The organism is Haliea sp., from assembly GCF_040221975.1.
In the GTDB taxonomy this organism is placed as follows: domain Bacteria; phylum Pseudomonadota; class Gammaproteobacteria; order Pseudomonadales; family Halieaceae; genus Haliea.
On the sequence record NZ_JAVJWR010000009.1, the window covers coordinates 121632 to 142585 of the forward strand.

20 protein-coding genes are annotated in these 20954 nt (G+C 64.3%); 9 read left to right on the plus strand and 11 right to left on the minus strand.

Annotated elements, in window-relative coordinates:
• Position 1 precedes the first annotated feature (1 nt).
• From rbfA to pnp, 4 genes are all read left to right on the plus strand, one after another.
• A complete protein-coding gene (gene rbfA / locus RLO07_RS02880; protein WP_462290632.1) occupies positions 2 to 406 on the plus strand; it encodes a 30S ribosome-binding factor RbfA in 405 nt (134 codons plus the stop codon).
• Positions 406 to 1335, plus strand: coding sequence for a tRNA pseudouridine(55) synthase TruB (truB, locus tag RLO07_RS02885; protein WP_462290633.1), 930 nt, complete (start codon positions 406 to 408; stop codon positions 1333 to 1335). The genes rbfA and truB overlap by 1 nt, the downstream gene beginning before the upstream one ends.
• Before the next feature lie 105 nt (positions 1336 to 1440).
• Entirely contained in the window at positions 1441 to 1710 is a 270-nt protein-coding gene (gene rpsO, locus RLO07_RS02890; protein WP_462290634.1) for a 30S ribosomal protein S15, read from the plus strand.
• A 60-nt stretch (positions 1711 to 1770) separates the two neighbouring features.
• The gene (pnp, locus tag RLO07_RS02895) at positions 1771 to 3894 is read left to right on the plus strand and encodes a polyribonucleotide nucleotidyltransferase (protein WP_462290635.1); all 2124 of its coding nucleotides are present in this window, start codon (positions 1771 to 1773) and stop codon (positions 3892 to 3894) included.
• A 157-nt stretch (positions 3895 to 4051) separates the two neighbouring features.
• Here the strand turns inward: pnp and RLO07_RS02900 are convergent, their stop codons facing one another.
• The gene (locus RLO07_RS02900; protein WP_462290636.1) at positions 4052 to 5434 is read right to left on the minus strand and encodes a GntP family permease; all 1383 of its coding nucleotides are present in this window, start codon (positions 5432 to 5434) and stop codon (positions 4052 to 4054) included.
• Positions 5435 to 5524: 90 nt separating this feature from the next.
• Between RLO07_RS02900 and RLO07_RS02905 the strand changes: the two genes are divergently transcribed.
• Positions 5525 to 7087: an acetolactate synthase large subunit gene (locus RLO07_RS02905; protein ID WP_462290637.1), complete on the plus strand. Its 1563-nt coding sequence runs from the start codon at positions 5525 to 5527 to the stop codon at positions 7085 to 7087.
• Positions 7088 to 7091: 4 nt separating this feature from the next.
• Here the strand turns inward: RLO07_RS02905 and panC are convergent, their stop codons facing one another.
• The 5 genes from panC to pcnB all read right to left on the minus strand — a co-directional run bounded on the left by panC (position 7092) and on the right by pcnB (position 11435).
• On the minus strand, positions 7092 to 7976 hold the full coding sequence (gene panC, locus RLO07_RS02910) for a pantoate--beta-alanine ligase (RefSeq protein ID WP_462290638.1): 885 nt from the start codon (positions 7974 to 7976) through the stop codon (positions 7092 to 7094).
• 141 nt (positions 7977 to 8117) lie between these two features.
• The gene (gene panB / locus RLO07_RS02915) at positions 8118 to 8909 is read right to left on the minus strand and encodes a 3-methyl-2-oxobutanoate hydroxymethyltransferase (protein ID WP_462290639.1); all 792 of its coding nucleotides are present in this window, start codon (positions 8907 to 8909) and stop codon (positions 8118 to 8120) included.
• An 8-nt stretch (positions 8910 to 8917) separates the two neighbouring features.
• The gene (locus RLO07_RS02920) at positions 8918 to 9601 is read right to left on the minus strand and encodes a deoxynucleoside kinase (protein ID WP_462290640.1); all 684 of its coding nucleotides are present in this window, start codon (positions 9599 to 9601) and stop codon (positions 8918 to 8920) included.
• Positions 9602 to 9615: 14 nt separating this feature from the next.
• Positions 9616 to 10125 carry a 2-amino-4-hydroxy-6-hydroxymethyldihydropteridine diphosphokinase gene (folK, locus tag RLO07_RS02925; RefSeq protein ID WP_462290641.1) on the minus strand — a complete coding sequence of 170 codons (510 nt, stop codon included), beginning with the start codon at positions 10123 to 10125 and terminating at the stop codon, positions 9616 to 9618.
• Entirely contained in the window at positions 10125 to 11435 is a 1311-nt protein-coding gene (gene pcnB / locus RLO07_RS02930; RefSeq protein WP_462290642.1) for a polynucleotide adenylyltransferase PcnB, read from the minus strand. Before pcnB ends, folK begins: the two co-directional genes overlap by 1 nt.
• Before the next feature lie 89 nt (positions 11436 to 11524).
• On the opposite strand from pcnB, the gene RLO07_RS02935 reads away from it, so the two are divergent.
• Entirely contained in the window at positions 11525 to 11752 is a 228-nt protein-coding gene (locus RLO07_RS02935; protein WP_462290643.1) for a hypothetical protein, read from the plus strand.
• A gap of 113 nt (positions 11753 to 11865) precedes the next feature.
• Here RLO07_RS02935 and RLO07_RS02940 read toward each other — a convergent pair whose 3' ends face one another.
• From RLO07_RS02940 to dksA, 5 genes are all read right to left on the minus strand, one after another.
• On the minus strand, positions 11866 to 13293 hold the full coding sequence (locus RLO07_RS02940; protein ID WP_462290644.1) for a sigma-54-dependent transcriptional regulator: 1428 nt from the start codon (positions 13291 to 13293) through the stop codon (positions 11866 to 11868).
• A gap of 92 nt (positions 13294 to 13385) precedes the next feature.
• Positions 13386 to 16361 carry an ATP-binding protein gene (locus RLO07_RS02945; RefSeq protein ID WP_462290645.1) on the minus strand — a complete coding sequence of 992 codons (2976 nt, stop codon included), beginning with the start codon at positions 16359 to 16361 and terminating at the stop codon, positions 13386 to 13388.
• The gene (locus RLO07_RS02950) at positions 16351 to 16527 is read right to left on the minus strand and encodes a hypothetical protein (protein ID WP_462290646.1); all 177 of its coding nucleotides are present in this window, start codon (positions 16525 to 16527) and stop codon (positions 16351 to 16353) included. The genes RLO07_RS02945 and RLO07_RS02950 overlap by 11 nt, the downstream gene beginning before the upstream one ends.
• Positions 16528 to 16591: 64 nt before the next feature.
• A complete protein-coding gene (gluQRS, locus tag RLO07_RS02955; RefSeq protein WP_462290647.1) occupies positions 16592 to 17485 on the minus strand; it encodes a tRNA glutamyl-Q(34) synthetase GluQRS in 894 nt (297 codons plus the stop codon).
• 40 nt (positions 17486 to 17525) lie between these two features.
• Positions 17526 to 18005 carry an RNA polymerase-binding protein DksA gene (dksA, locus tag RLO07_RS02960; protein ID WP_462290648.1) on the minus strand — a complete coding sequence of 160 codons (480 nt, stop codon included), beginning with the start codon at positions 18003 to 18005 and terminating at the stop codon, positions 17526 to 17528.
• Between the two features lie 223 nt (positions 18006 to 18228).
• On the opposite strand from dksA, the gene RLO07_RS02965 reads away from it, so the two are divergent.
• Genes RLO07_RS02965 through RLO07_RS02975 form a run of 3 tightly spaced genes read left to right on the plus strand, consistent with a single transcriptional unit; the run spans position 18229 to position 20862 of the window.
• Positions 18229 to 19404, plus strand: coding sequence for a pyridoxal phosphate-dependent aminotransferase (locus tag RLO07_RS02965; RefSeq protein ID WP_462290649.1), 1176 nt, complete (start codon positions 18229 to 18231; stop codon positions 19402 to 19404).
• Positions 19404 to 20108, plus strand: a complete 705-nt coding sequence (gene sfsA / locus RLO07_RS02970) for a DNA/RNA nuclease SfsA (RefSeq protein WP_462290650.1) — start codon at positions 19404 to 19406, stop codon at positions 20106 to 20108. Before RLO07_RS02965 ends, sfsA begins: the two co-directional genes overlap by 1 nt.
• A 16-nt stretch (positions 20109 to 20124) precedes the next feature.
• Positions 20125 to 20862 carry a M15 family metallopeptidase gene (locus RLO07_RS02975; RefSeq protein ID WP_462290651.1) on the plus strand — a complete coding sequence of 246 codons (738 nt, stop codon included), beginning with the start codon at positions 20125 to 20127 and terminating at the stop codon, positions 20860 to 20862.
• Positions 20863 to 20954 lie beyond the last annotated feature (92 nt).

Below are 20954 nucleotides of genomic sequence, written 5' to 3' on the forward strand. Positions count from 1 at the left end.
CATGGCCAAGGAATACAGTCGTACCCAGCGCGTTGCCGATTACCTGCAACGCGAACTGGCGCAACAGATCCAGCTGGAGCTGCGGGATCCTCGCATCGGCATGGTGAGCATCACCGGCGTCGACGTCAGCCGTGACCTGGGCTATGCCAAGGTCTACTTTACCCGCCTGGAAAGCGACTGCGCCGAGGAGGCGAAGGAAGCTGCGGAAGTATTGAACAAGGCGGCGGGGTACCTGCGCACGCGGCTGTCCAGGGACAGCAACATGCGCAGTGTGCCGCAGCTGCGGTTTTATTTTGACAGCAGTGTCGGCCGCGGCCGCGAGATGGAGGATCTCATCCGCCGCGCTGCGGAGGCCGACCGTGAACTGGGCCTGCGCGAGGATGAAGAACCCGGTGGGGGCAGTTAGTGGCCCGACAGCGCAAGGGCCGGGTACTGGACGGGATTCTGGTGTTGGACAAGCCCCCGGGGATGAGCTCGAACAAGGCCCTGCAGCGTGCAAAGTGGCTATACTTTGCTGCCAAGGCGGGCCACACCGGGAGCCTGGATCCGCTCGCAACCGGGGTATTGCCGCTGTGCTTTGGTGAGGCGACCAAGTTTTCGCAGTACCTGCTGGACGCGGACAAGGCCTACGCCAGCACCTTCGTCCTCGGGGAGAGCCGGACTACCGGCGATGCCGAGGGCGAAGTGGTCGCCAGCCGCGATGCCAGTGCTCTCACCCGGGAGCAGCTGGCAAGCGCTCTGCAGGCGTTCCGGGGTGACATCGAGCAGATACCGTCGATGTATTCGGCGATCAAGCACGAGGGCCAGCCGCTGTACAAGCTGGCGCGCAAGGGCCAGGAGGTCGAGCGCAAGGTACGCAGGGTGCGTATCGACGTGCTGGAGATGCGCGAGTTCAGGCCCGGAACCCGCGCCGAGGTGGATGTGTACCTCGAGTGCAGCAAGGGCACCTACGTGCGCTCCATCGCCGAGGATCTGGGTGCGGCGCTGGGTTGCGGAGCCTACGTCAGCGCCCTGCGGCGGACCCGGGCGGGGCCATTCACGCTGGAGCACTGCGTGAGCCTGCAGACCCTGGAGACGCTGAAAGACAATGAGCAGCTGGCGCAGATGGATGCGCTGCTGCTGCCCGCCGACACGGCGCTGGACGCACTGCCGATGGTGCGCCTGACCGAGTCCGGCGGCTTCTATCTGCGCCAGGGCCAGCCGGTTCTGGTGCCAAACGCGCCCCACAGTGGTATGGTGCGCGTCGCCCTGGAAACGGGACAGTTTCTGGGCGTGGGAGAGATATTGGACGACGGGCGCGTAGCGCCGCGTCGCCTGATAGTCACTGGGAGGTGACACGAACCTGTCTGTAAATCTGCACGGACAGGCTCTTTTTATTGACTGCCACCGGACCGCACAGGAGCGGGGTGGCTCAGGCAGATTACACAAGAGGAAATCGACATGGCTTTAGAAGCTGCAAAGAAAGCAGAGATCGTCAAAGAGTACCAGACCAGCGAGGGTGACACCGGGTCCCCGGAAGTACAGGTTGCGTTGCTGACAGCAAACATCATCCAGCTGCAGGACCACTTCCAGGCACACAAGCACGATCACCACTCCCGCCGCGGCCTGATCCGCATGGTGAACCAGCGCCGCAAGTTGCTGGACTACCTCAAGCGCAAGAACGCTGCGCGCTACCTCGAGCTGATCAAGCGTCTGGGTCTGCGTCGATAGGCAGTACCACATACCGGGGCCCTGCGCCCCGGTAGTCATATATAGCATTGGAGAAAGAATGTGAATCCAGTAAAAAAGACATTCCAGTACGGTGGCCAGACAGTCACGCTGGAAACGGGTCGTATTGCCAGGCAGGCAACCGGCGCGGTTCTGGTTACCGTTGAAAACACCTCAGTTCTGGTGACGGTAGTTGCGGAGAAGACCGCCAAGCCGAACCAGCCCTTCTTCCCCCTGGCCGTGCACTACACGGAAAAGACCTACGCGGTCGGCAAGATTCCCGGCGGCTTCTTCAAGCGTGAAGGCCGCCCCAGCGAGAAAGAGACTCTGACCTCGCGCCTGATCGACCGTCCCATTCGCCCGCTGTTCCCGAATGGCTTCATGAATGAGGTGCAGGTGATCTGTACCGTCATGTCGGCGGACAAGCACATTGATCCCGATATCCCCGCCATGATCGGCACCTCCGCGGCGCTGGCAGTGTCCGGTTGCCCGTTCAACGGCCCCATCGGTGGCGCCCGGGTCGGGTTCAACGAGGACACCGGTTATGTCCTCAATCCGACCTACGAGCAGCTCAAGGACAGCCGGCTGGACATGGTGGTGGCCGGCACCGAGCACGCCGTGCTGATGGTGGAGTCCGAGGCGAAAGAGCTGTCCGAAGACCAGATGCTGGGCGCTGTGCTGTTCGCCCACCAGGAAATGCAGGTTGTGATCCAGGCGATCAAGGAGCTGGCGGCGGAAGCTGGCAAGCCGCGCTGGGACTGGCAGCCCGCAGCGGTGAACGAAGAGTTGACCGCGGCCGTGGAAGCCCAGGTCAAGAACGACCTCGGCGAAGCCTACCGTATTACCGACAAGGCCCAGCGCTACGACCGCGTCAGGGAAGTTCGCAACGCCTGCGTGGCCGCGCTGGCAGTGGAAGGTGGTCCCGGCGAAGACGAGATCAAGGACGTGTTCAAGGCGGTTGAGAAAAACATGGTGCGCAAGCGCATACTGTCAGGCGAGCCCCGTATCGATGGCCGCGACACCCGCACCGTGCGTCCGATTGCCTGCGAAGTGGATATTCTGCCCAAGGTACACGGTTCGGCGCTGTTCACCCGCGGCGAAACCCAGGCCATTGGTGCAGTCACGCTGGGTTCCACACGGGATGCCCAGATCATCGACGCACTCGAAGGCGAGCGTCGCGATCCCTTCATGCTGCACTACAACTTCCCCCCCTATTCTGTAGGCGAAGCGGGCCGGGTCGGATTCACCAACCGTCGTGAAGTGGGTCACGGACGCCTTGCGCGCCGCGGTCTGGCGGCGGTGCTGCCCAGCGCTGACGATTTCCCCTACACCATTCGCCTGGTGTCGGAAATCACCGAGTCCAACGGCTCCAGCTCCATGGCGTCGGTTTGCGTGGGCTCCATGGCCATGATGGCCGCCGGTGTGCCCCTGCGTGCGCCAGTGGCGGGTATCGCCATGGGTCTGGTCAAGGAAGGCAACCAGTTCGCCGTTCTGACTGACATTCTCGGCGACGAGGACCACCTCGGTGACATGGACTTCAAGGTGGCCGGTACGGCCGATGGCGTCACTGCCCTGCAGATGGATATCAAGATCGAGGGTATCAACGAGCAGATCATGGAGATCGCCCTGCAGCAGGCCCAGCAGGCCCGTCTGCACATCCTCGGCCAGATGAATGCCGTGCTCGGCGAGCCGCGCCAGGTCATGTCTGACAATGCTCCGAGCATGATCACCCTGAAAGTCGACGCCGACAAGATCCGCGACATCATCGGCAAGGGCGGCGCGACTATCCGCGCTATCACCGAGGCCTCCGGTGCGACCGTGGACATCGATGACAGCGGTGCTGTCCGTGTCTTCGGCCAGGATAAAATGGCCCGCGACAAGGCGGTGGCCATGATCGAGGAGATCACCGCAGAGGCGGAGGTCGGTGCGATCTACAAGGGTACCGTGGCGCGCATCGTCGATTTCGGCGCCTTTGTCAACATCCTGCCCGGCAAGGATGGCCTGGTGCACATCTCCCAGATCGCCCACGAGCGGGTGGAAAATGTGTCCGACCACCTCAAGGAAGGCCAGGAAGTTGAAGTCAAGGTGCTGGACGTGGATCAGCGTGGCCGCATCAAGCTCTCCATCAAGGAGTTGCTTGAGGACGACATCGTCGCCGAGCCGGTCGGTGTGGTCGACGACGAGTAGGAGCCCGCTCCGCGGGCGATTGTGGGAGCCCGCTGGCCCAGGCCACCCTCTCTGGCCGCTGCGCGGCCATTCACCTTGTCCGCGGGCGATCGCGCACAGAGTGCGCTCCTACAGTAAAAGCAAATCAGGGCGCCTCGGCGCCCTTTTTTGTACCTGTCTACAGCAGGCTGGCCACCAGCATGCAGGTGAGTGTGGCGACCACCGGAATCACCACCGTGACCACCCCGACATCCCGGTAGGCCTCCCGGTGGCTGAGCCCGGTGATGGTCAGCATGGCCACCACGGCCCCGCAGTGTGGCAGGGAATCGAAGCCGCCCGCCGCCATGGTCGCCAGCCGGTGCAGGGTTGCCGGCTCAATGCCCATTGCCAGATAGCTGTCCGCCATGGTCGACATGAAGATCTGCAGGCCGCCGGAGGCGGAGCCGGTGATCGCTGAAATCATGCTGATGGAGGTAAACATGGACAGCAGCGGCGGCAGGCCGGAGCCCAGCATCAGCTGGGCGAACTGCTGAAAGCCATCGGTGTGGGTTACCACGCCGCCAAAACCGATCACTGCCGCGGTATTGATCAGTGGCAGGATCGAGTCCTGGGTGCCTTCGCCGATACTGTGCAGGGCCTTGTGCCGGACTTCGCGGAACAGCAGCACCGCCACCAGGGTGCCGCCAAACAGTGCCAGGCTGGGCCAGATTACCGGCTGCGACGCAGCGAAGGCGAGCAGCTGGTACCCGGCCCCGGTGCCTTCGCCCAGCAGGGCTGTCAGTACCCGTGGCAACAGGATGGCACTCAATACCAGCACCGGCGGCAGCAGGGCCAGCGCCCAGTGTGGATGGCCGCTCTCGCCCGGGTCGATGGCAATGTGCCGGTCCATGGGGCCGGGCTGGAAGCCTTCACCGCTGGCGATGGCCCGGTGGCGCTGGGTCTCCAGATACCACATGCCCAGCCCGAACATGATCAGGCTGCCGAGAGCGCCGAGCCAGCCGCCGGCGAACAGGTCAGTACCCAGCGCTGCGGAGGAGATGACGTTGTGGATGGAGGGGGTACCGGGAAGGGCGGTGAGGGTAAAGGTGCCGGACCCCAGCGCCAGTGCCGCGCAAAACAGGCGTTTGGGAATATCCGCCTGTTGCAGCAGCTTTACCCCCAGCGGGTACATGGCGAAGATCACCACGAACACGACGACGCCGCCATAGGTGAGCAGGGCGGTAGAGAGCACCGTTATCCACAGCACCCGGGTCGGCCCCAGTCGGCGCACCATGGCCAGGGCAATACTGGAGGCTGCGTGGCTGTCGCCCATGACGCGGCCGAACATGGCGCCGGCGGCAAACAGCAGGAAAAAGCGGCCGGCAAAGGTAAATGCGCCCAGGGGCCCAAAGGCGAAGTAGTCACCGAGCCCCGCGGCGACCGGGAGGCCGTTGCTGACGATGACCACGGTCGCGCTCAGCAGCGCGGCAAACACGATATTGATGCCGCGCAGCGCCAGCCAGATCAACAGCGCCAGCGCCGCCAGCAGACCGGCGTAGCCGGTCAGGGTCGCAAGTGTCATGCGGATGTTCCTTTTTATCCTTGTCCGGGTGTCAGTATACTGTGCGCTCGCAGCCGTGGCATGCCACCCAAACCGACAGGAAGAATACGAATGAACGGTGCAGAGAGCCTGATCGCGACGCTGGTCAACAACGGCGTCAGGATATGTTTTACCAACCCCGGAACCTCGGAGATGCATTTCGTCGCCGCCCTGGATGAAGTCGAGGGCATGCGCTGTGTGCTGTGCCTGTTCGAGGGCGTGGTCAGCGGCGCCGCGGATGGTTACGCGCGCATGACCGGCAGCCCGGCCGCTACCCTGCTGCACCTTGGCCCGGGGCTGGGCAACGCCCTGGCCAATATCCACAACGCCAAAAAGGGCCACGTGCCCATGGTCAACATCGTCGGCGACCACGCGACCTACCACCTGCAGTATGACGCCCCCCTGACCTCGGATATCGCCGGTATTGCCGGCCCGGTGTCGCACTGGGTGCACTCTTCCGGGGCCGCGGATGCGATTGCCAAAGATGCCGCGGAAGCGGTGCGTCGGGCGGGGATAGGCCAGATCGCCACCCTGGTGCTGCCGGCGGATGTGTCCTGGGGGGATAATCCCGGCGGTGCCCAGGCCGCAGTCGAGGTTGCCGCGCCTGCTCCGGTCGCGGCCGCGCGCCTGCAGCAGGCGCTGGCGATGCTGCAGTCAGGCAGGCGCACCGCGATCATGCTGGGTGGCCGCGAGATCAGCGGCGAGGTGACGCTGCTGGCCAGTCGCATTGGCGTGGCCACCGGGGCCCGGATACTGACCGAGACCTTCCCCACCCGGGTGCGCCGGGGAGCCGGTACCGGCATGGTGGAGCGCTTGCCCTACCTGGCGGAGCTCGCTATCGACAGTCTCAAGGATCTGGAGCAGCTGATCCTGGTGGGCGCGGACAGCCCGGTCTCGTTTTTCGCCTACCCGGGTGTGGCCAGCGCGATTGCGCCGGAGACCTGTGAGCAACTGCAACTTGCCGGCCCTGACGATGCCATCGAGCTGGCGCTGGAAACCCTGCTGGAGTCCCTGGATGCAGTGGACGCGGTGCCGCAGGTGCATCCCCTGGAGTTGCCGGAGCTTCCCGGCGGTGCACTGGACGCCAATTCGGTGGCCCTGGCGCTGGCGCACCTGCTGCCCGAAGATGCCATTGTGGTCGACGAGGGCATTACCGCGGGCCTGGCCTGCTTCCCGCTCACGGCCAATGCCCAGCCCCACGACTGGCTCAACCAGACCGGGGGCTCGATCGGCTGGGGTCTGCCCGCCGCCGTGGGTGCGGCGCTGGCCTGCCCCGAGCGCAAGGTGATCTGCCTGGAGGGGGACGGCAGCGCGATGTACACCATCCAGGCCCTGTGGACCATGGCGCGGGAGCACCTGGATATCACGGTGGTGCTGTTCAACAACCGCAAGTACAGCATTCTGGAGCTGGAATTCCTGCGCACCGGCGCCCGCGGCGGCAAGCCCGGACCCAAGGCCGCCAGTTCTCTGGACATCGGCAGTCCGGACATGGATTTTGTCGCCATGGCCCAGGGCATGGGTGTCAGCGCCAGCTGTGCCAGAACCTCGGAAGAATTCAATCAGCAGCTGGAAACAGCGCTGCAGGGCCGGGGGCCGCATCTGATCGACGCCCGCATACCCCCGCTGGCGCTCTGAGGATTCAGGGTGAGGCGAGCATGCCCCAGTCGGATACCGGGTTCAGGTTCAGCCTGACATTGTCGATCAGACGGGTGGAACCGAGGCGGGCGGCGGCGAGAATGGCGACCTCTTCGGTATTTTCGTTGACCGCGCGCAGGGTGCGGGCGTCGCGGATGGCGAAATAGTCCGGCTCGAAACCGGCCTGCAGCAGCTGCATGCGGGCATGCGACTCCAGCTGCAGGAAATTGTCGAAACCGCAGGCAATGGCGTCGCGGCAGCCGACCAGGGTATCGTGGATCAGTGGCGCCAGCTGGCGCTGCTCGGGTGACAGGTAGCCGTTGCGGGAGCTTTTCGCCAGGCCGTCGGTATCGCGCGCGGTGGCCACGCCCTCAATGTGAATGGGCATGCACAGATCCTGCACCATCTTGCGGATGATCGACAGCTGCTGGAAATCCTTCTCGCCGAATACCGCCACATCGGGCTGCACGATATTGAACAGCTTGCTGACTACCGTAGTCACACCGGTAAAGTGGCCGGGGCGGCTACTGCCGCACAGGGTCTCCGACAGGTCGGGGACCTGGACCTGGGTCTGCAGCGCCATGCCCTCCGGATACATTTCACCGACTTCGGGCACGAACAGGTACTGTACGCCCTCGCTGAACAGTTTTTCCTTGTCCGCCGCCAGGGTGCGGGGGTAGGCGTCCAGGTCTTCGCTGGGACCGAACTGCAGGGGATTGACGAATATGCTGACAATCACGACGTCCGCGAGCTGTCGTGCGCGTCGCACAAGCTGCAAGTGACCCTCATGCAGGTTGCCCATCGTCGGCACAAAGGCTATGCGCTGGTCCTGTTGGCGGCAGCTCCGGAGAGCCGACTGCAGCGGTGCAATGCTGGTGTAAGTTCGCATATCTACATGACCCCCGTAGCACGGTAAGGGTGACGCAAGACCGGAACAACCTGGTCGTCGAGTGCCGCGAATCGTTGCCGGTTCGCGAGCGGACCGGCAGTATGCCCCAAGGGAATGCCCCGGGCAATGGCTTTAGGGGCACTAGCTATAGGTGTGTTCTGCGCGCGGATAGGTGCCGGATTTGACCGCCGTGACAAATGCCTGCAGGGCTGCCTGGATGCTGTCGCTGCCCTGCATGAAGTTCTGCACGAAGCGGGCGCTGTGGCTGGAAAGGCCGAGCAGGTCGTGCATTACCAGCACCTGGGCGTCGGTACCAGGGCCGGCGCCGATGCCGATGACCGGGATGTCGAGCTTGTCGCTGATGTCGGTCGCCAAATGGGCGGGAACACACTCCAGTACCAGCAGGCTGGCGCCTGCGTCCTGGATCTCCACTGCGTCGGCCAGGATCGACTTGGCTTCTTTCGGGGTGCGCCCCTGGACCCTGAAGCCCCCGATCGCGTTTACCGACTGCGGGGTCAGGCCCAGGTGGGCACAGACGGGTATGCCGCGTTCCACCAGCATGGAAATGGTATCGGACAGCCAGGTGCCGCCCTCGATCTTGACCATCTGCGCGCCCGCGCGCATCAGCCGCGCGGCATTGACCATGGTCACCTCGGGGGTGGCGTGGCCCATGAAGGGAAGGTCGGCAATAACCAGTGAATCGGGGGCCCCGCGACACACGCACTCGGTGTGGTAGACCATGTGGTCGACGGTCACCGGGATAGTGCTGTCGTGGCCCTGCAAAACCATCCCCAGGGAGTCGCCAACGAGAATGGTCTCCGCGCCCGCTTCCGAGACCAGGCGGGCAAAGGTGGCGTCATACGCCGTGATGCAGACGAATTTCTCTCCCGCCGCCTTCAACTTGTCCAGGGTGCTAATGGTGATCTTGCCCATGCGTCGCATTATCCAAAGAACGTGGGATTGAAGTAGTGGCGGCCGCTGCGAATGTCCAGCAGATAGTCGACCAGATGCCGATAATCCTGTTCGTCATTGGCGAGATCAATCTCGCTGGCATTGACGATTAGCAGCGGAGCATCATCGTAATACAGAAAAAACTCACTGTACACTTCGTTCAGGCGTTCCAGGTAGTCGCGTTCTATGGCCTTTTCGTGGGCAATGCCGCGGGCCTTGATGCGGTCCAGGAGCACATCGGTGGGCGCCTGCAGGTACACCACGAGGTCCGGTCGCGGCGGCTCGATCAGCAACTGCTGGTAGACTTTCTGGTACAACTGGAACTCGTCGCTGTCCAGATTGACGCGGGCAAACAGCGGATCCTTTTCGATCAGGAAATCCGCCACCTGCACGGGCGCGAAGATGTCCTTTTGCCGCTGGTCCTCGATCTTTTGCGCGCGCTGGAACAGGAAGAACAGCTGTGTGGCCAGGGCGGCCTGGCGGCGGTTGCGGTAGAAGCGTTCGAGAAACGGATTGTGGTCCGCGTCCTCCAGCAGGGTCTGGTGGCCAAAGGTGCCGGCCAGGCGGCGGGCGAGGGTGGTCTTGCCCACCCCGATCGGGCCCTCCACGGCAATATAGGGCGGCGGATTGCGGCCTTTCAGGTCAACGCCGGTTGGCGGCTTGTCTGCGTTCAAGGCCGGAACTCCCGTCAGTGCTGCAGGTGATATTCAAGGGTAATGCCGCTGTCTTCGAGCCCGTCCGCCGGGCACCGGGACAGCAGTGCCGCCAGCGTCTCCCCGGAAGGCAGTACCAGGTCGGAAGGACACAGCTCGGCGAGAGGATAAAGGACGAAGTGGCGCTGCGCCATCGCCGGGTGCGGCACCTGTAGCCTGGACGAGCAGATTTGCCGGTCGCCGTACAGCAGCAGGTCCAGGTCCAGGGTGCGTGGGCCCCAGCGGACGCTGCGCTCCCGGCCCCGGGCCTGCTCCATGGCCTGCAATCGGTCCAGCAGGGTCTCTGCCGGCAGCGAGGTGTCGATGGCCACCACTGCATTGAGGTAGTCGGGCTGTGGGCCGGGGCCTACGGCGGCGCTGCGAACCACCGAGGAGCCGGCAATGATGTGGATCCCCGCCTCGGTCGCCATGGCGTCACAGGCAGCCTGCAGCTGCTGTGCCGGGTTATCGAGGTTGCTGCCCAGCGCGACGTAGGCGATCGGCATCAGGACGTTGCGGGGCGTCGCTTGCGCGGGCGGCGCCGGCGCGGGCGACCACCGGGGCCATCGCCTGCCTCTTCGCTGCCGCTGTCAAGCATGGGCAGGTTCTGGTTTTCCGGCAGGGTCTGGAGTTCGGTCCAGAACGCCCCCACATCCCCGGTCTCTTCGCCGGCCTGCTCGCGCAGCAGCAGGAAATCGTAGGCTGCACGGAAGCGCCGGTTCTGCAGCAGTTCGCGGGCCTTGCGGGTGTTGCCCCGCTGCAGGCGCAACTGGAATTCCCAGATCTCGCGCATCGGCATGCTGAAGCGGCGGGGAATGGACAGGGTCTGCAGGGCGCTGGCGATGACCTGTTGCGCGGCGTTGTGCATTGCCGTCATGGGTGGATCGCCGCGATCGCGCAACTGCTCCGCGAGGCGGTCGGTCACGGGCCACAGCAGGGCTGCCAGCAAAAAGGCGGGCGTGACCGACTTGTCGGCCTGGATGCGCAGGTCGGTGCTGCGCATCGCGGCCTGTACCAGGGCCATGGCGACGTTGTCCTGGCGGATTTCATAGTCGCTGTCCGGGAACAGGTAGCGCAGCAGATCGTTCTCCAGCAGTGCCTCCAGGGTGCGTTCGGCATAGCCGGAGAAGAAGAGTTTCAGGAATTCGTCAAACAGGCGCGCGGAGGGGATTTCCCGCAGCAGATGGGCGCAGCGCGGTATCGCGGCCGCGGTTTCCTGCTCGATACTGAATTCCAGTTTGGCGGCAAACCGCGCCACCCGCAGCATGCGCACGGGATCCTCGCGGAAGCGGACCTCCGGATCGCCAATAATGCAAACGCTGCGTTGCTCCAGGTCCTGCATGCCGTGGACGTGGTCATAGACGGCGAAGCTCGCAGAGTCGTAGTAGAGAGCGTTCACCGTGAGGTCGCGGCGAACGGCATCCTCTTCCAGGGTGCCGAACACATTGTCGCGCAGCAACAGCCCCTGATCGGACTGGTGGGACTGGGCCTTGCCGCGGCTGGAGTCCGGTTCGCTGTCATGGTGGCCGCGGAATGTGGTGACTTCGATGACTTCACGCCCGAAACGCACATGGACGATGCGGAAGCGACGTCCGATGATGCGTGAATTGCGGAATATCGCGTGCACTTCCTCCGGCGTGGCATCGGTGGCGATATCGAAGTCCTTGGGGTGGCCGCCCAGCAGGAGGTCGCGCACCGCGCCGCCGACAAGATAGGCCTGGTGGCCGCTGCTGCGCAGCCGCGCCATGACTTTCAGAGCGCCGTCACTGATGTTCTTGCGGGATATGCAGTGCTGATCCCTGGCTATGACCTTCAAGCGATAGTTGCCTTGTGCGAGACGAAAAACAGGGCGCAGTTTAGCACAAAGGCTCGATTCCGGTGAGGTGCGAGGGCAGCGAGAAGCAAGTGACGGGGAAGACAGTTGTCTTCCCCATCCAGGTCTCAGTTGAACATTATTGTTATGCGGGCAATGCTATTGTTCTTGTTAAAGCCGTCAGGCCTGAAATTGAAGGGGAAGAATTCTTCCCCGTCCAGGTCCATAGTATCTCTGTTATTGTTATTGCGGCGTTTGGTGTTATTTTTATTGTTGCTGCCACCCGTATAACTGCAGACACCGTGCCACAAACTGATTAGGTGTTTAAAAACAAAGGGTTACCTGAAAACAAGAAGATTGGCTCGCGCCTAATTCCCGTTAGTTGTTACGCTTCTACTCCACCCGGTGTTACAGCGTGCGAGGGTGGTAACGCTCAGGAGGCCGCTTTCCGGCGCCGGCCACCGCCGCTCGAGCTTTTCTTGCGCGGAATTTCAAAGCGCTGGCGGCGCTCCCACAGGCACTTGCGGCTGATGCCCAGTTTCTGTGCCAACTCTGTTTCGCTCATTGAGTCCTGGTGTTCCAGCACAAAACGCTGGAAGTAATCCTCCAGAGACAGGTCTTCGGTGGGATCCGAGGTGATGCTGCGCGGGGTGTGCAGCGCCGGAACCTGTACACTGTTGCTGCCATGCCCGCGAATCCGGTTGATATTGACCAGTTCGAGGTCTATGCCCAGGGCGTCGTTGTCGATTTCGCTGGTTTCCGACAATACCACCGCACGCTCTATGGCATGCTCCAGTTCCCGGACATTGCCCGGCCACTGATAGGTGGTAATTGCCTGGATGGCGCGAGGAGACAGTTCCATGGGGCCCTTGTCGAGGCGCTGGGACTGTACCTGCAGCATCTTCTCGGCCAGGTGCAGGATGTCCTTGCCGCGCTCGCGCAGCGGCGGCAGATGCAGGCGCAGCACATTGATCCGGTAGTACAGGTCCTGGCGGAACAGTCCCTCCGCCGACAGCACGTGCAGGTTGCGGTGGGTGGCACAGATCAGGCGCACATTGACCTTGCGGGAGTGAACCGAGCCGATGCGGCGGATCTCCCCCTCCTGGATGAAGCGCAGCAGGCGTGCCTGTGCTTCCATTGGCAGCTCGCCGATTTCGTCCAGGAACAGGGTGCCACCGTCGGCGGCCTCGATCAGCCCCATGCGGCTGGCGTTGGCACCCGTGAACGCGCCTTTCTCATAGCCGAACAGTTCCGATTCAATCAGGGTATCGGGGATGGCCGCGCAATTTACGCAGATCAGCGTTTTATCGGCGCGTTTGCTGTGCTCGTGCACACTGCGGGCGACAAGTTCCTTGCCGGTACCGGTTTCGCCCAGTACCAGTACCGTGGAATCGGTGGGAGAGACTTTGCGGATGTGCTCGGACAGGGTCACCATGGCGGGACAATTGCCGATAATGCCGGTGACGCGATTGCTCGCGTTGCCGACGGCTGCAGGCGCCCCCCTGCTGGTGGGGTGGTCAGCGATAATCCGCTCCACGGCCGCGACCATGTCACCGTGATCAAACGGCTTGGCGATATAGTCCACGGCCCCCATGCGCATGGAGTCTACTGCCGAGCGCAGGCTGGCGTAGCTGGTCATGATCAGTACCGGCACATCGCCCGCTTTCTTGATCAGGTCGGTACCCGGTGCCCCGGGGAGTCGCAGGTCGGAAACAATGAGGTCGAAATCGGTCAGGGTGTGCTTGGATTCTGCTTCCTGTACTGACGCGGCCTCCGCAACCTGGTAATCATGGCGCTCAAGCAGGCGCCGCAGGGCGGTCCTGATAACCGACTCGTCTTCCACCACCAGAATCTGATGCATGCAGTGTTACCTCTTGGAAGCAGGGTTCCCAACATACTCCTGTGAGTGTTCTTTTTCCAGTCAGAACAGTAGCTTGTATTTGTCACCCCGGGTTACACCTGGAATTCGCCAGCGTAGCTGCACAGCGGCAGTTGCAGTATGACCCGGGTGCCCGGGCGTTCCGGCGGCCCCACCGGACTCTGGATCAGAACGCTGCCGCCCATGTCTTCCATGATGCTGTAGACCAGGGCGAGCCCCAGCCCGGTGCCTTCCCCCGGTTCCTTGGTAGTGAAAAAAGGCTCAAAGACCTGACTCTGCAGGTTCGCGGGTATGCCGCTGCCCTCGTCTTCCACCTCGATGCTGGCCCTGCCCTCACTGCTGCTGGCGCGTATCTGTACCATGGCCCCGGGTTCGCTGGCATCGCGGGCATTGCCCAGCAGGTTGACGAAGACCTGCAGCAGGCGCTGGGCGTCGGCCAGTACCAGCAGCTCCCGGTGGCAGTGGTTGCGGAACTGCAGTGGCCTGGCCTGATGGTCCAGCTGCAGCAGGTGGATGGCCTCATCGACACAGTCCGCGAGGTTGCAGGGCTCCAGGTGGGTATCCCCGGCGTCGGAGCCGACATGGGAGAAATTCACCAACGAGTCCACGATCCGGCTGATGCGCCCGGTCTGTTTCAGGATATCGCGCGCGGTTTCCTGCACCTCGACTGGATCCTCGACATACTCGAGGTTTTGCGCCAGGCAGGCGATGCCAGTGATGGGGTTGCCAATCTCGTGCGCCACGCCCGCCGCAAGGCGGCCGATGGAGGCCAGGCGTTCGCTGTGCAGAAGCTCCTGCTCCAGCCGCTCATAATCGGAGATATCTTCCACCAGCACGATCTGGTCGCCATCCGGGTCACCGCCGGCGCTGGCCTTGTGCAGGCTGATCCAGCGCGATATGCCGTCTCCCAGGGCGACCTCTCGCTTGAGGATGGTATCGGCGTCCTCGCGGAGGAAATTGGCAATAATCTGGCGCCAGGGTGTGGGCAGGGAGTCGAGCACCGAGCCCAGCACGGCGGAGGAGGGAATATCGGTGATCCGCTGCATGCTGCGATTCCACAGCAGCAGCTCGCCGTCGGGCGCCAGCGAGCAGACGCCGATAGGGAGGTTGTCCAGGGTTTGCCGGTAGTGTCGGCGCAGGTTGTCCAGCTCCGCCGCCAGGCCGGTAAACTGGCCGCCGGCCTCATCCAGGCGGCGTTCAATCAGGAAGATGTCTTCGGTGCTGCCGCCCGGTTTGGCGGCGAAGGGGATGCAGCGGTTGACGATACTGTAGGCAACCGCCGGCCCCAGCAGCCCGGAGAGGTTGGCCTCTATGCGGCTGCGCAGGCGGCGCAAAGCGTAGGGGCGAATCTCGCTCTCGTCAAACTGCAGTTCTTCCAGCGCCCTGGCGACCTCCGAGCGGGCAGTGGCCTCGCCCAGAGACCCCGCCAGGCGCTCGCTGAACTCACCCGCGCTGTGTACGGTGAGGGTGCGCCGGGAGGGACGATTGAGTACATCCATGGAGCAGATTTCCGCCGCCACTCGCTCCTCTTCGGTGGTCTTGGACAGCAGCGACACGGTTGCAAACAGGGCCAGGTTGACCATCAGTGCAGTCAGGCTGGCCATGGCCCAGGCATTGTCGCTGCCGCTAAACCAGTGGCTCGCTGCCAGCTCCAGCCAGTCCGGCTGGGTGATGCCCAGGGCCGGCAGGAGCAGCAGCAGGAACCAGATCAACAGGCCGCCGACCAGGCCGCTGACAAGGCCTTTGCGATTGGCGCCGGCCCAGTAGGGCGTGGCGACAATGCCGGGCAGGAATTGCAGGGTGCCGGCAAAGGCGACCAGGCCGAGCTGGGCCAGGCTCTGTTTGCCGTTTACCGCCATGAAAAAACCGTAGCCGGCAACGATGAGCAGGGTAATCAGGCCGCGCCGCAGCCACTTGAGCTGGTCGTAGAGGCTCTGGTCGGTGCGAATCTGCAGCAGCTGCCGGGGCAGGATGAGGTGAGTCAGGCACATGTTGGCCAGGGCGAGAGTGGCGACAATAATGGCAGTACTGGCTGCAGACAGGCCGGCGACAAAGGCGAGTGCGGCAAAGCCGGGGGACTGCAGGCCAATGCCGATGGCGAGCCCGGTATAGCCCGCCGGGAGGTCGTGTTCCAGGCGCATGCCGGCCCAGGCCAGCGGCAGTACCGGCAGGGCCAGCAGCAACAGGTACAGGGGCAGGCCCCAGCTGGCGGCGCGCAGGTCTTGGGACTCCTTGTTCTCGGCGAAGGCCATGTGGAAGATGTGGGGCATGCACACGGCGCCGGCAAAAAACACCAGCAGCAGCACCCGGGCCGCATCCCCCGCGACCGGCTGCTCGATCACGGCCCGCGCTGTGGGGGCCGCTGCCAGCCACGCGCCGAGACCGGCAAAGCCGCCGAAGACCTCGCCCACCGCGATCCACATCATCGCCAGCATGGCCGTCAGCTTGACCATGGACTCGAATGCCACCGCTGTCACCAGGCCGATATTGCGGCGCTCGGAGGTCAGGTTGCGGGTGCCGAAGAGGATGGCAAAAACGATGATGATGACGCAGAACATCAGGGCCAGCGTATCCTGGCGTTGCGCAGCCGGCATCAGCCGGTCCGGGGCGCCGGCCAGGATGTGAATGCTGTCTGCCACGGCCTGGATCTGCAGGGCCAGCAGCGGCATCAGGGTCAGACACATGGCCAGTGTGACCGCCGCCCCCACCCGGTGGCTGCGAAAGCGAAAGGTCAGCACATCCGCCAGCGACGCCAGCTGGTAGACCCGGCACAGGCGCAGCAGGGGCAGCAACAGCAGGGTTGCCAGCAGGAACATGAGCACCACGCCGGCGTAGTACAGCAGGTAGCCATAGCCGTAGCGGTAGGCGAGTTCGAAGATGGCATTGCTGGCCATGGCCCCGGCAATGACCGCCAGCGACAGTACATAGGTGGCGGGGTGATGGGTGACGGCGCGGGGGAGAATCCCGCGCTCGGCCAGATGTGCGACGAGGAACAGCACCAGCAGGTAGGCGACAATCGCCAGCATGATTTCCGGCAGACTAAAGCTCATCCGGGTACCTGCGGAACTGGTTCCACCAGGCCGCGAAAATGGCCGCGAGCCAGAGCACGAAGGGGCGGTACCAGTCCGCGTCCGGCCCCCACAGCCACTGTTCTATCGCAGGCAGGAAAATGAAGGCCAGCCCCATGAGCAGGAGCAGGGCCCGATTGATGTACATGCTGGGTGCCCCCGGACGCCGTGGCCATGGATACTACTGAAGCACCAACGGTGGGTAAAGCGCCTCAGTGCCCGACGGTCACGGACGGACCCCGCGAGAGGCTGTGGGGCGACCAGTGCCGCAGGGCGAATTCCAGCAGTTCCGCGGCGCTGTTGACGCCGGCGGGTGGCGCTGGCTGTCCCAGATAGTGCAGGGCGCGGCGCAGGTTGTCTGGGGCAGCAGCGTCGTCCAGAGCCGGCGCCAGGTTCTGCTTGCTCAGTTTCTGGCCCTGACTGTCCGCCAGCACGGGGATATGGGCATAGCGCGGCTGCGGGTAACCCAGCAGTGTTTGCAGCAGGTGCTGGCGCGGTGTCGAATCCAGCAGGTCAGCGCCGCGCACAACATCGGTTATCCGCTGGTGCGCGTCGTCCACCACCACCGCCAGCTGGTAGGCGTAGAGGCCGTCCTTGCGGCGGACGATGAAGTCCGTCAACTGCTGCCCCAAAGCCCAGTATTGCCGGCCCTGCCAGGGATCGTCCCACTCGCTGGTAAAGTCGGCCGGCACCGCGACGCGCAGGGCGCTGGGCTTGCCGGCGGCAGGAGGCTGCCGGTCGCGGCAGCCGCGCTGGCAGCTGCCGCTGGCGTCGAGTTGGCGTCGGCTGCAGGCGCAGCTGAACAGGTGGCCGCCTGCCTCCAGCAGGTCCAGTGCCGCGTTGTAGGCGGCGCCACGCCGACTCTGCCAGAGGATGTCGCCATCCGGGTGCAAGCCGTGTTGTTCGAGGCTGTGGATGATGGCGGCGCTGGCACCGGGTTGTTCCCGGGGGGGGTCGATATCCTCGATTCGCAGTAGCCAGGCCCCGCCGGCGCTGCGGGCATCAAGCCAGCTCGCCAGTGCGGCAACCAGGGAGCCGAGGTGAAGTGGACCGGTGGGGGAGGGCGCAAAACGCCCGCGGTAGGCCGCTGGTCGGGTCGAGGTCATCAGTCCGGGCGTACGGCTTCAGCGCCGGTCGCCCAGGGATTCAGCCCTTTTCCTGCTTTTCCTTGATCTCATCAAGTGTCTTGCAGTCGATGCACAGGGTGGCGGTGGGCCGGGCTTCCAGGCGCTTGATGCCGATATCAACGCCGCAGGCGTCGCAGAAACCGTAGTCGTCCTGGTTGATGCGCTCAATGGTGGCGTCGATCTTCTTGATCAACTTGCGCTCACGGTCGCGGGTACGCAGTTCCAGGCTGAATTCCTCTTCCTGGGTGGCGCGATCGGCCGGATCGGGAAAATTGGCAGCCTCGTCCTTCATGTGGGTCACAGTGCGATCCACTTCCTGCATCAACTCTGCCTTCCAGTGGCGCAGGATATTGCGGAAGTGCTCCCGCTGTCCTTCACTCATGTACTCCTCGCCGCGCTTGGGCTTGTAGGGCACGAAGTTCTTGAAGTCGGTGCTGGAAGATGGCGTGGGCGCGCTGCGGGTCTTGGTTTGCGCGTTTACTTCTGCTGCTTTTGGCATGGCTGTAGCCCCATAGGGATAGGGTGACACGAAAAACCCACCGAAGTGAGTGCACAGAGCCGGGGCTCCGGCGGCTGAGCGCGGAGAAACTACCAGATATCTCGTGGCTTCGCCACAAAATTCGACGCTGGTTTCAGGCGCCGGTTTTCCCTTTCCGGGGGCGCTAACAAGCGCGCCCGGGCGTTGCTAGAATGGCGGGCACCAATCCTGTGGGGAGAGATCCATGCATGACACTCCGGGCGCATTGCGCCTCGCCGACCGGGTGGCGGATATTGAGCCCTTTCGCGTCGTCGAGGTGCTGAACCGGGCCACTGAACTGGCGGCCTCAGGTCGGGATATCGTGCACCTGGCCGCGGGCGCTCCCGACTTCTCCACCGCAGCGCCGATTGTGGAGGCTGGTCGCAGGGCGCTGGCGGAGGGGCATACCCACTATTCCCAGGCGGCGGGCCTGCCGGCCCTGCGCGAGGCCCTGTCGCAACACTACAGGGCCGAGTACGGGCTGGATATTGCGCCGGCGCGCATCTTTGTCACGCCGGGTGCCTCCGGTGCCCTGCTGTTGCTGAGCGCACTGCTGCTGAACCCGGGCGACGGCATGCTGCTGACAGATCCTGGCTATCCCTGCAATCGTCATTTCATGCGCCTGGTTGAAGGCCGTGGCCAGCTGGTACCGGTGGACGCCAGCACCCGCTACCAGCTCACCGGGGAGCTGGTGGCCGCTCACTGGCGCACCAATACGGTGGGGGCGATGGTGGCCTCGCCGGCCAACCCGACGGGGACCTCTCTCAGCCTGCCGGAACTGGCGTCGCTGGCGGCTGCGGTGCGTGCCCGCGGCGGCAACCTCATCGTCGACGAGATCTACCACGGCCTGGGCTACGATGGTCCCACCCGCTCGGTGCTGGAGGTGGATCCGCAGGCGTTCGTGGTCAACAGCTTTTCCAAGTACTTCGGCATGACCGGCTGGCGCCTGGGCTGGCTGGTGGCGCCGGAGGCGGCAATCCCGGGTCTCGAGAAGCTGGCCCAGAACCTGTTTATCTCCATGTCCACCATGGCCCAGCACGCTGCCCTGGCCTGTTTTGAACCGGCTACCCGCGAGATCCTCGACCAGCGCCGTGACATCTTCCGCCAGCGGCGCGATTTTCTGCTGCCGGCGCTGCTGGGCCTGGGCCTGGAGATCCCCTGCCCGCCGGACGGCGCTTTCTATATCTACGCCGATGCATCCCGCTTCACCGACGACAGCCAGGCGCTCTGCTGGCGCCTGCTGGAGGAGCACGGCGTGGCACTTACGCCAGGTATCGACTTTGGCCACGTGCGCGCCAACGAGCACATCCGCTTTTCCTACGCCACCGGCATGGAGCGTCTGGAGGAAGCGGTGACGCGGCTGGCCCGGGTGTTGTCCTGATGCAGTTCAGGCACCTGCGCGAGGGTCGCCTGCTGCGGCGCTACAAGCGCTTTCTGGCGGATGTGGCGCTGCCCGGTGGCGAGGTGATCACCGCCCACTGTCCCAACACCGGTGCCATGACCGGTTGTGTCGAGGAGGGCGCCACTGTCTGGCTGTCTCACTCAGATGATCCGAAGCGCAAGTACGCCGACACCTGGGAGCTGGTGGCGACCTCCCGCGGCCTGGCCTGTATCCATTCCGCCCTGGCCAACAAGGTAGTGCGCGAGGCCTTTGAGTCGGGGCGCATACCCGGGTTCGACAATTATCCGGACGTGCGTGGCGAGGTGAAGTACGGTGCCAACAGCCGCGCCGACCTGCTCCTGGCCGGGCCTGCGGGCCGGGTCTTTGTCGAGGTGAAATCGGTGACCCTGTGCGGCGACGGCGGCCAGGGGCTGTTCCCCGACGCGGTCAGTGAGCGCGGACGCAAGCATCTGCGGGAACTGCAGTCGGTGCTGGCTGCAGGGACGCGCAGTGTACTGTTCTTTTGCGTTTTCCATGCCGGGATCAACCGGGTGAGCGCGGCGGGAGAGATCGACCCGGCCTATCGCGACGCGCTGGCTTCGGCACAGGCCGCAGGGGTCGAGGTGCTGGTCTGGCGCGCCGCGCTGTCCCCGACCGAACTGGTGCTGGAGCAGGCCCTGCCATTCAGTCTGGACCCGGCGTGACGGGCGGAGCCTGCCAGTGCTGACCCCCGGCCAGCTCACCGGCCGCGACGACAGTCATCTGCTGGCGCTCGCCGGCGGGCATCGCCTGCAGCCTGCGGCTGCGGCTGCATTCACGCGCCTGCAGCAGGACGCCGCGGCTGCCGGTTTCCGGCTGGCGATTGCCAGCAGCTACCGCTCCTATGAACGCCAGCGCGCAATCTGGAATGGCAAGGCAGCAGGCGAGCGTCCGGTACACGACGATGCCGGCAATCCGGTTGCCATCCTGGCGCTGCCCGTCGCCGAGCGCATCCGCGCCATCCTGCGCTTTTCGGCATTGCCGGGCACTTCTCGTCATCACTGGGGCACGGATCTGGATGTCTACGATGCAGCGGCAGTGCCCGCAGATTATGCACTGCAGTTGAGCCCGCAGGAGGTCGCGCACGATGGCCCCTTTGGTCCACTGCACTGCTGGCTGGATGCGCGCATGGTGGAAGGGGGCTCGCAGGGCTTTTACCGGCCCTATGACAGGGACCGCGGCGGGGTGGCGCCTGAACGCTGGCACCTGAGTTATGCCCCGCTCGCGACCAGCTGTGCCGGGCGCCTGACCGCGGAGCAACTGCGGGCCTGTTGGGACTGCGATGCGGAACCACTGCTGCTGCGGGCGGAACTGGAAATCATGCTGCCAGAGCTGCTGGCGCGGTATGTGGAGGTGCCGCTGGACTGGTGTCCGGAGCGGTTTGCGCGAGCGGGATTGGAGAGAGGGAGCGGGAGCTGAATGGAGAGGCGGGGCACGGCCAGCGGCCGGCCCCGATAACTGTCTAGTGGGCTGCGCGGCTAATTCGGTAACGTTCAGAGCGCCTGTGCCGG

Coding starts and splice junctions, on each gene's coding strand:
- rbfA (WP_462290632.1), top strand. CDS start 2: ATGGCCAAGGAATACAGTCGTACCCAGCGCGTTGCCGATTACCTGCAA.
- panB (WP_462290639.1), bottom strand. CDS start 8,909: ATGGGCAAGATCACCATTAGCACCCTGGACAAGTTGAAGGCGGCGGGA.
- RLO07_RS02950 (WP_462290646.1), bottom strand. CDS start 16,527: ATGTACATCAATCGGGCCCTGCTCCTGCTCATGGGGCTGGCCTTCATT.
- RLO07_RS02940 (WP_462290644.1), bottom strand. CDS start 13,293: ATGCATCAGATTCTGGTGGTGGAAGACGAGTCGGTTATCAGGACCGCC.
- sfsA (WP_462290650.1), top strand. CDS start 19,404: ATGCAGTTCAGGCACCTGCGCGAGGGTCGCCTGCTGCGGCGCTACAAG.
- RLO07_RS02965 (WP_462290649.1), top strand. CDS start 18,229: ATGCATGACACTCCGGGCGCATTGCGCCTCGCCGACCGGGTGGCGGAT.
- gluQRS (WP_462290647.1), bottom strand. CDS start 17,485: ATGACCTCGACCCGACCAGCGGCCTACCGCGGGCGTTTTGCGCCCTCC.
- RLO07_RS02900 (WP_462290636.1), bottom strand. CDS start 5,434: ATGACACTTGCGACCCTGACCGGCTACGCCGGTCTGCTGGCGGCGCTG.
- RLO07_RS02945 (WP_462290645.1), bottom strand. CDS start 16,361: ATGAGCTTTAGTCTGCCGGAAATCATGCTGGCGATTGTCGCCTACCTG.
- panC (WP_462290638.1), bottom strand. CDS start 7,976: ATGCGAACTTACACCAGCATTGCACCGCTGCAGTCGGCTCTCCGGAGC.
- dksA (WP_462290648.1), bottom strand. CDS start 18,005: ATGCCAAAAGCAGCAGAAGTAAACGCGCAAACCAAGACCCGCAGCGCG.
- RLO07_RS02905 (WP_462290637.1), top strand. CDS start 5,525: ATGAACGGTGCAGAGAGCCTGATCGCGACGCTGGTCAACAACGGCGTC.
- folK (WP_462290641.1), bottom strand. CDS start 10,125: ATGCCGATCGCCTACGTCGCGCTGGGCAGCAACCTCGATAACCCGGCA.
- rpsO (WP_462290634.1), top strand. CDS start 1,441: ATGGCTTTAGAAGCTGCAAAGAAAGCAGAGATCGTCAAAGAGTACCAG.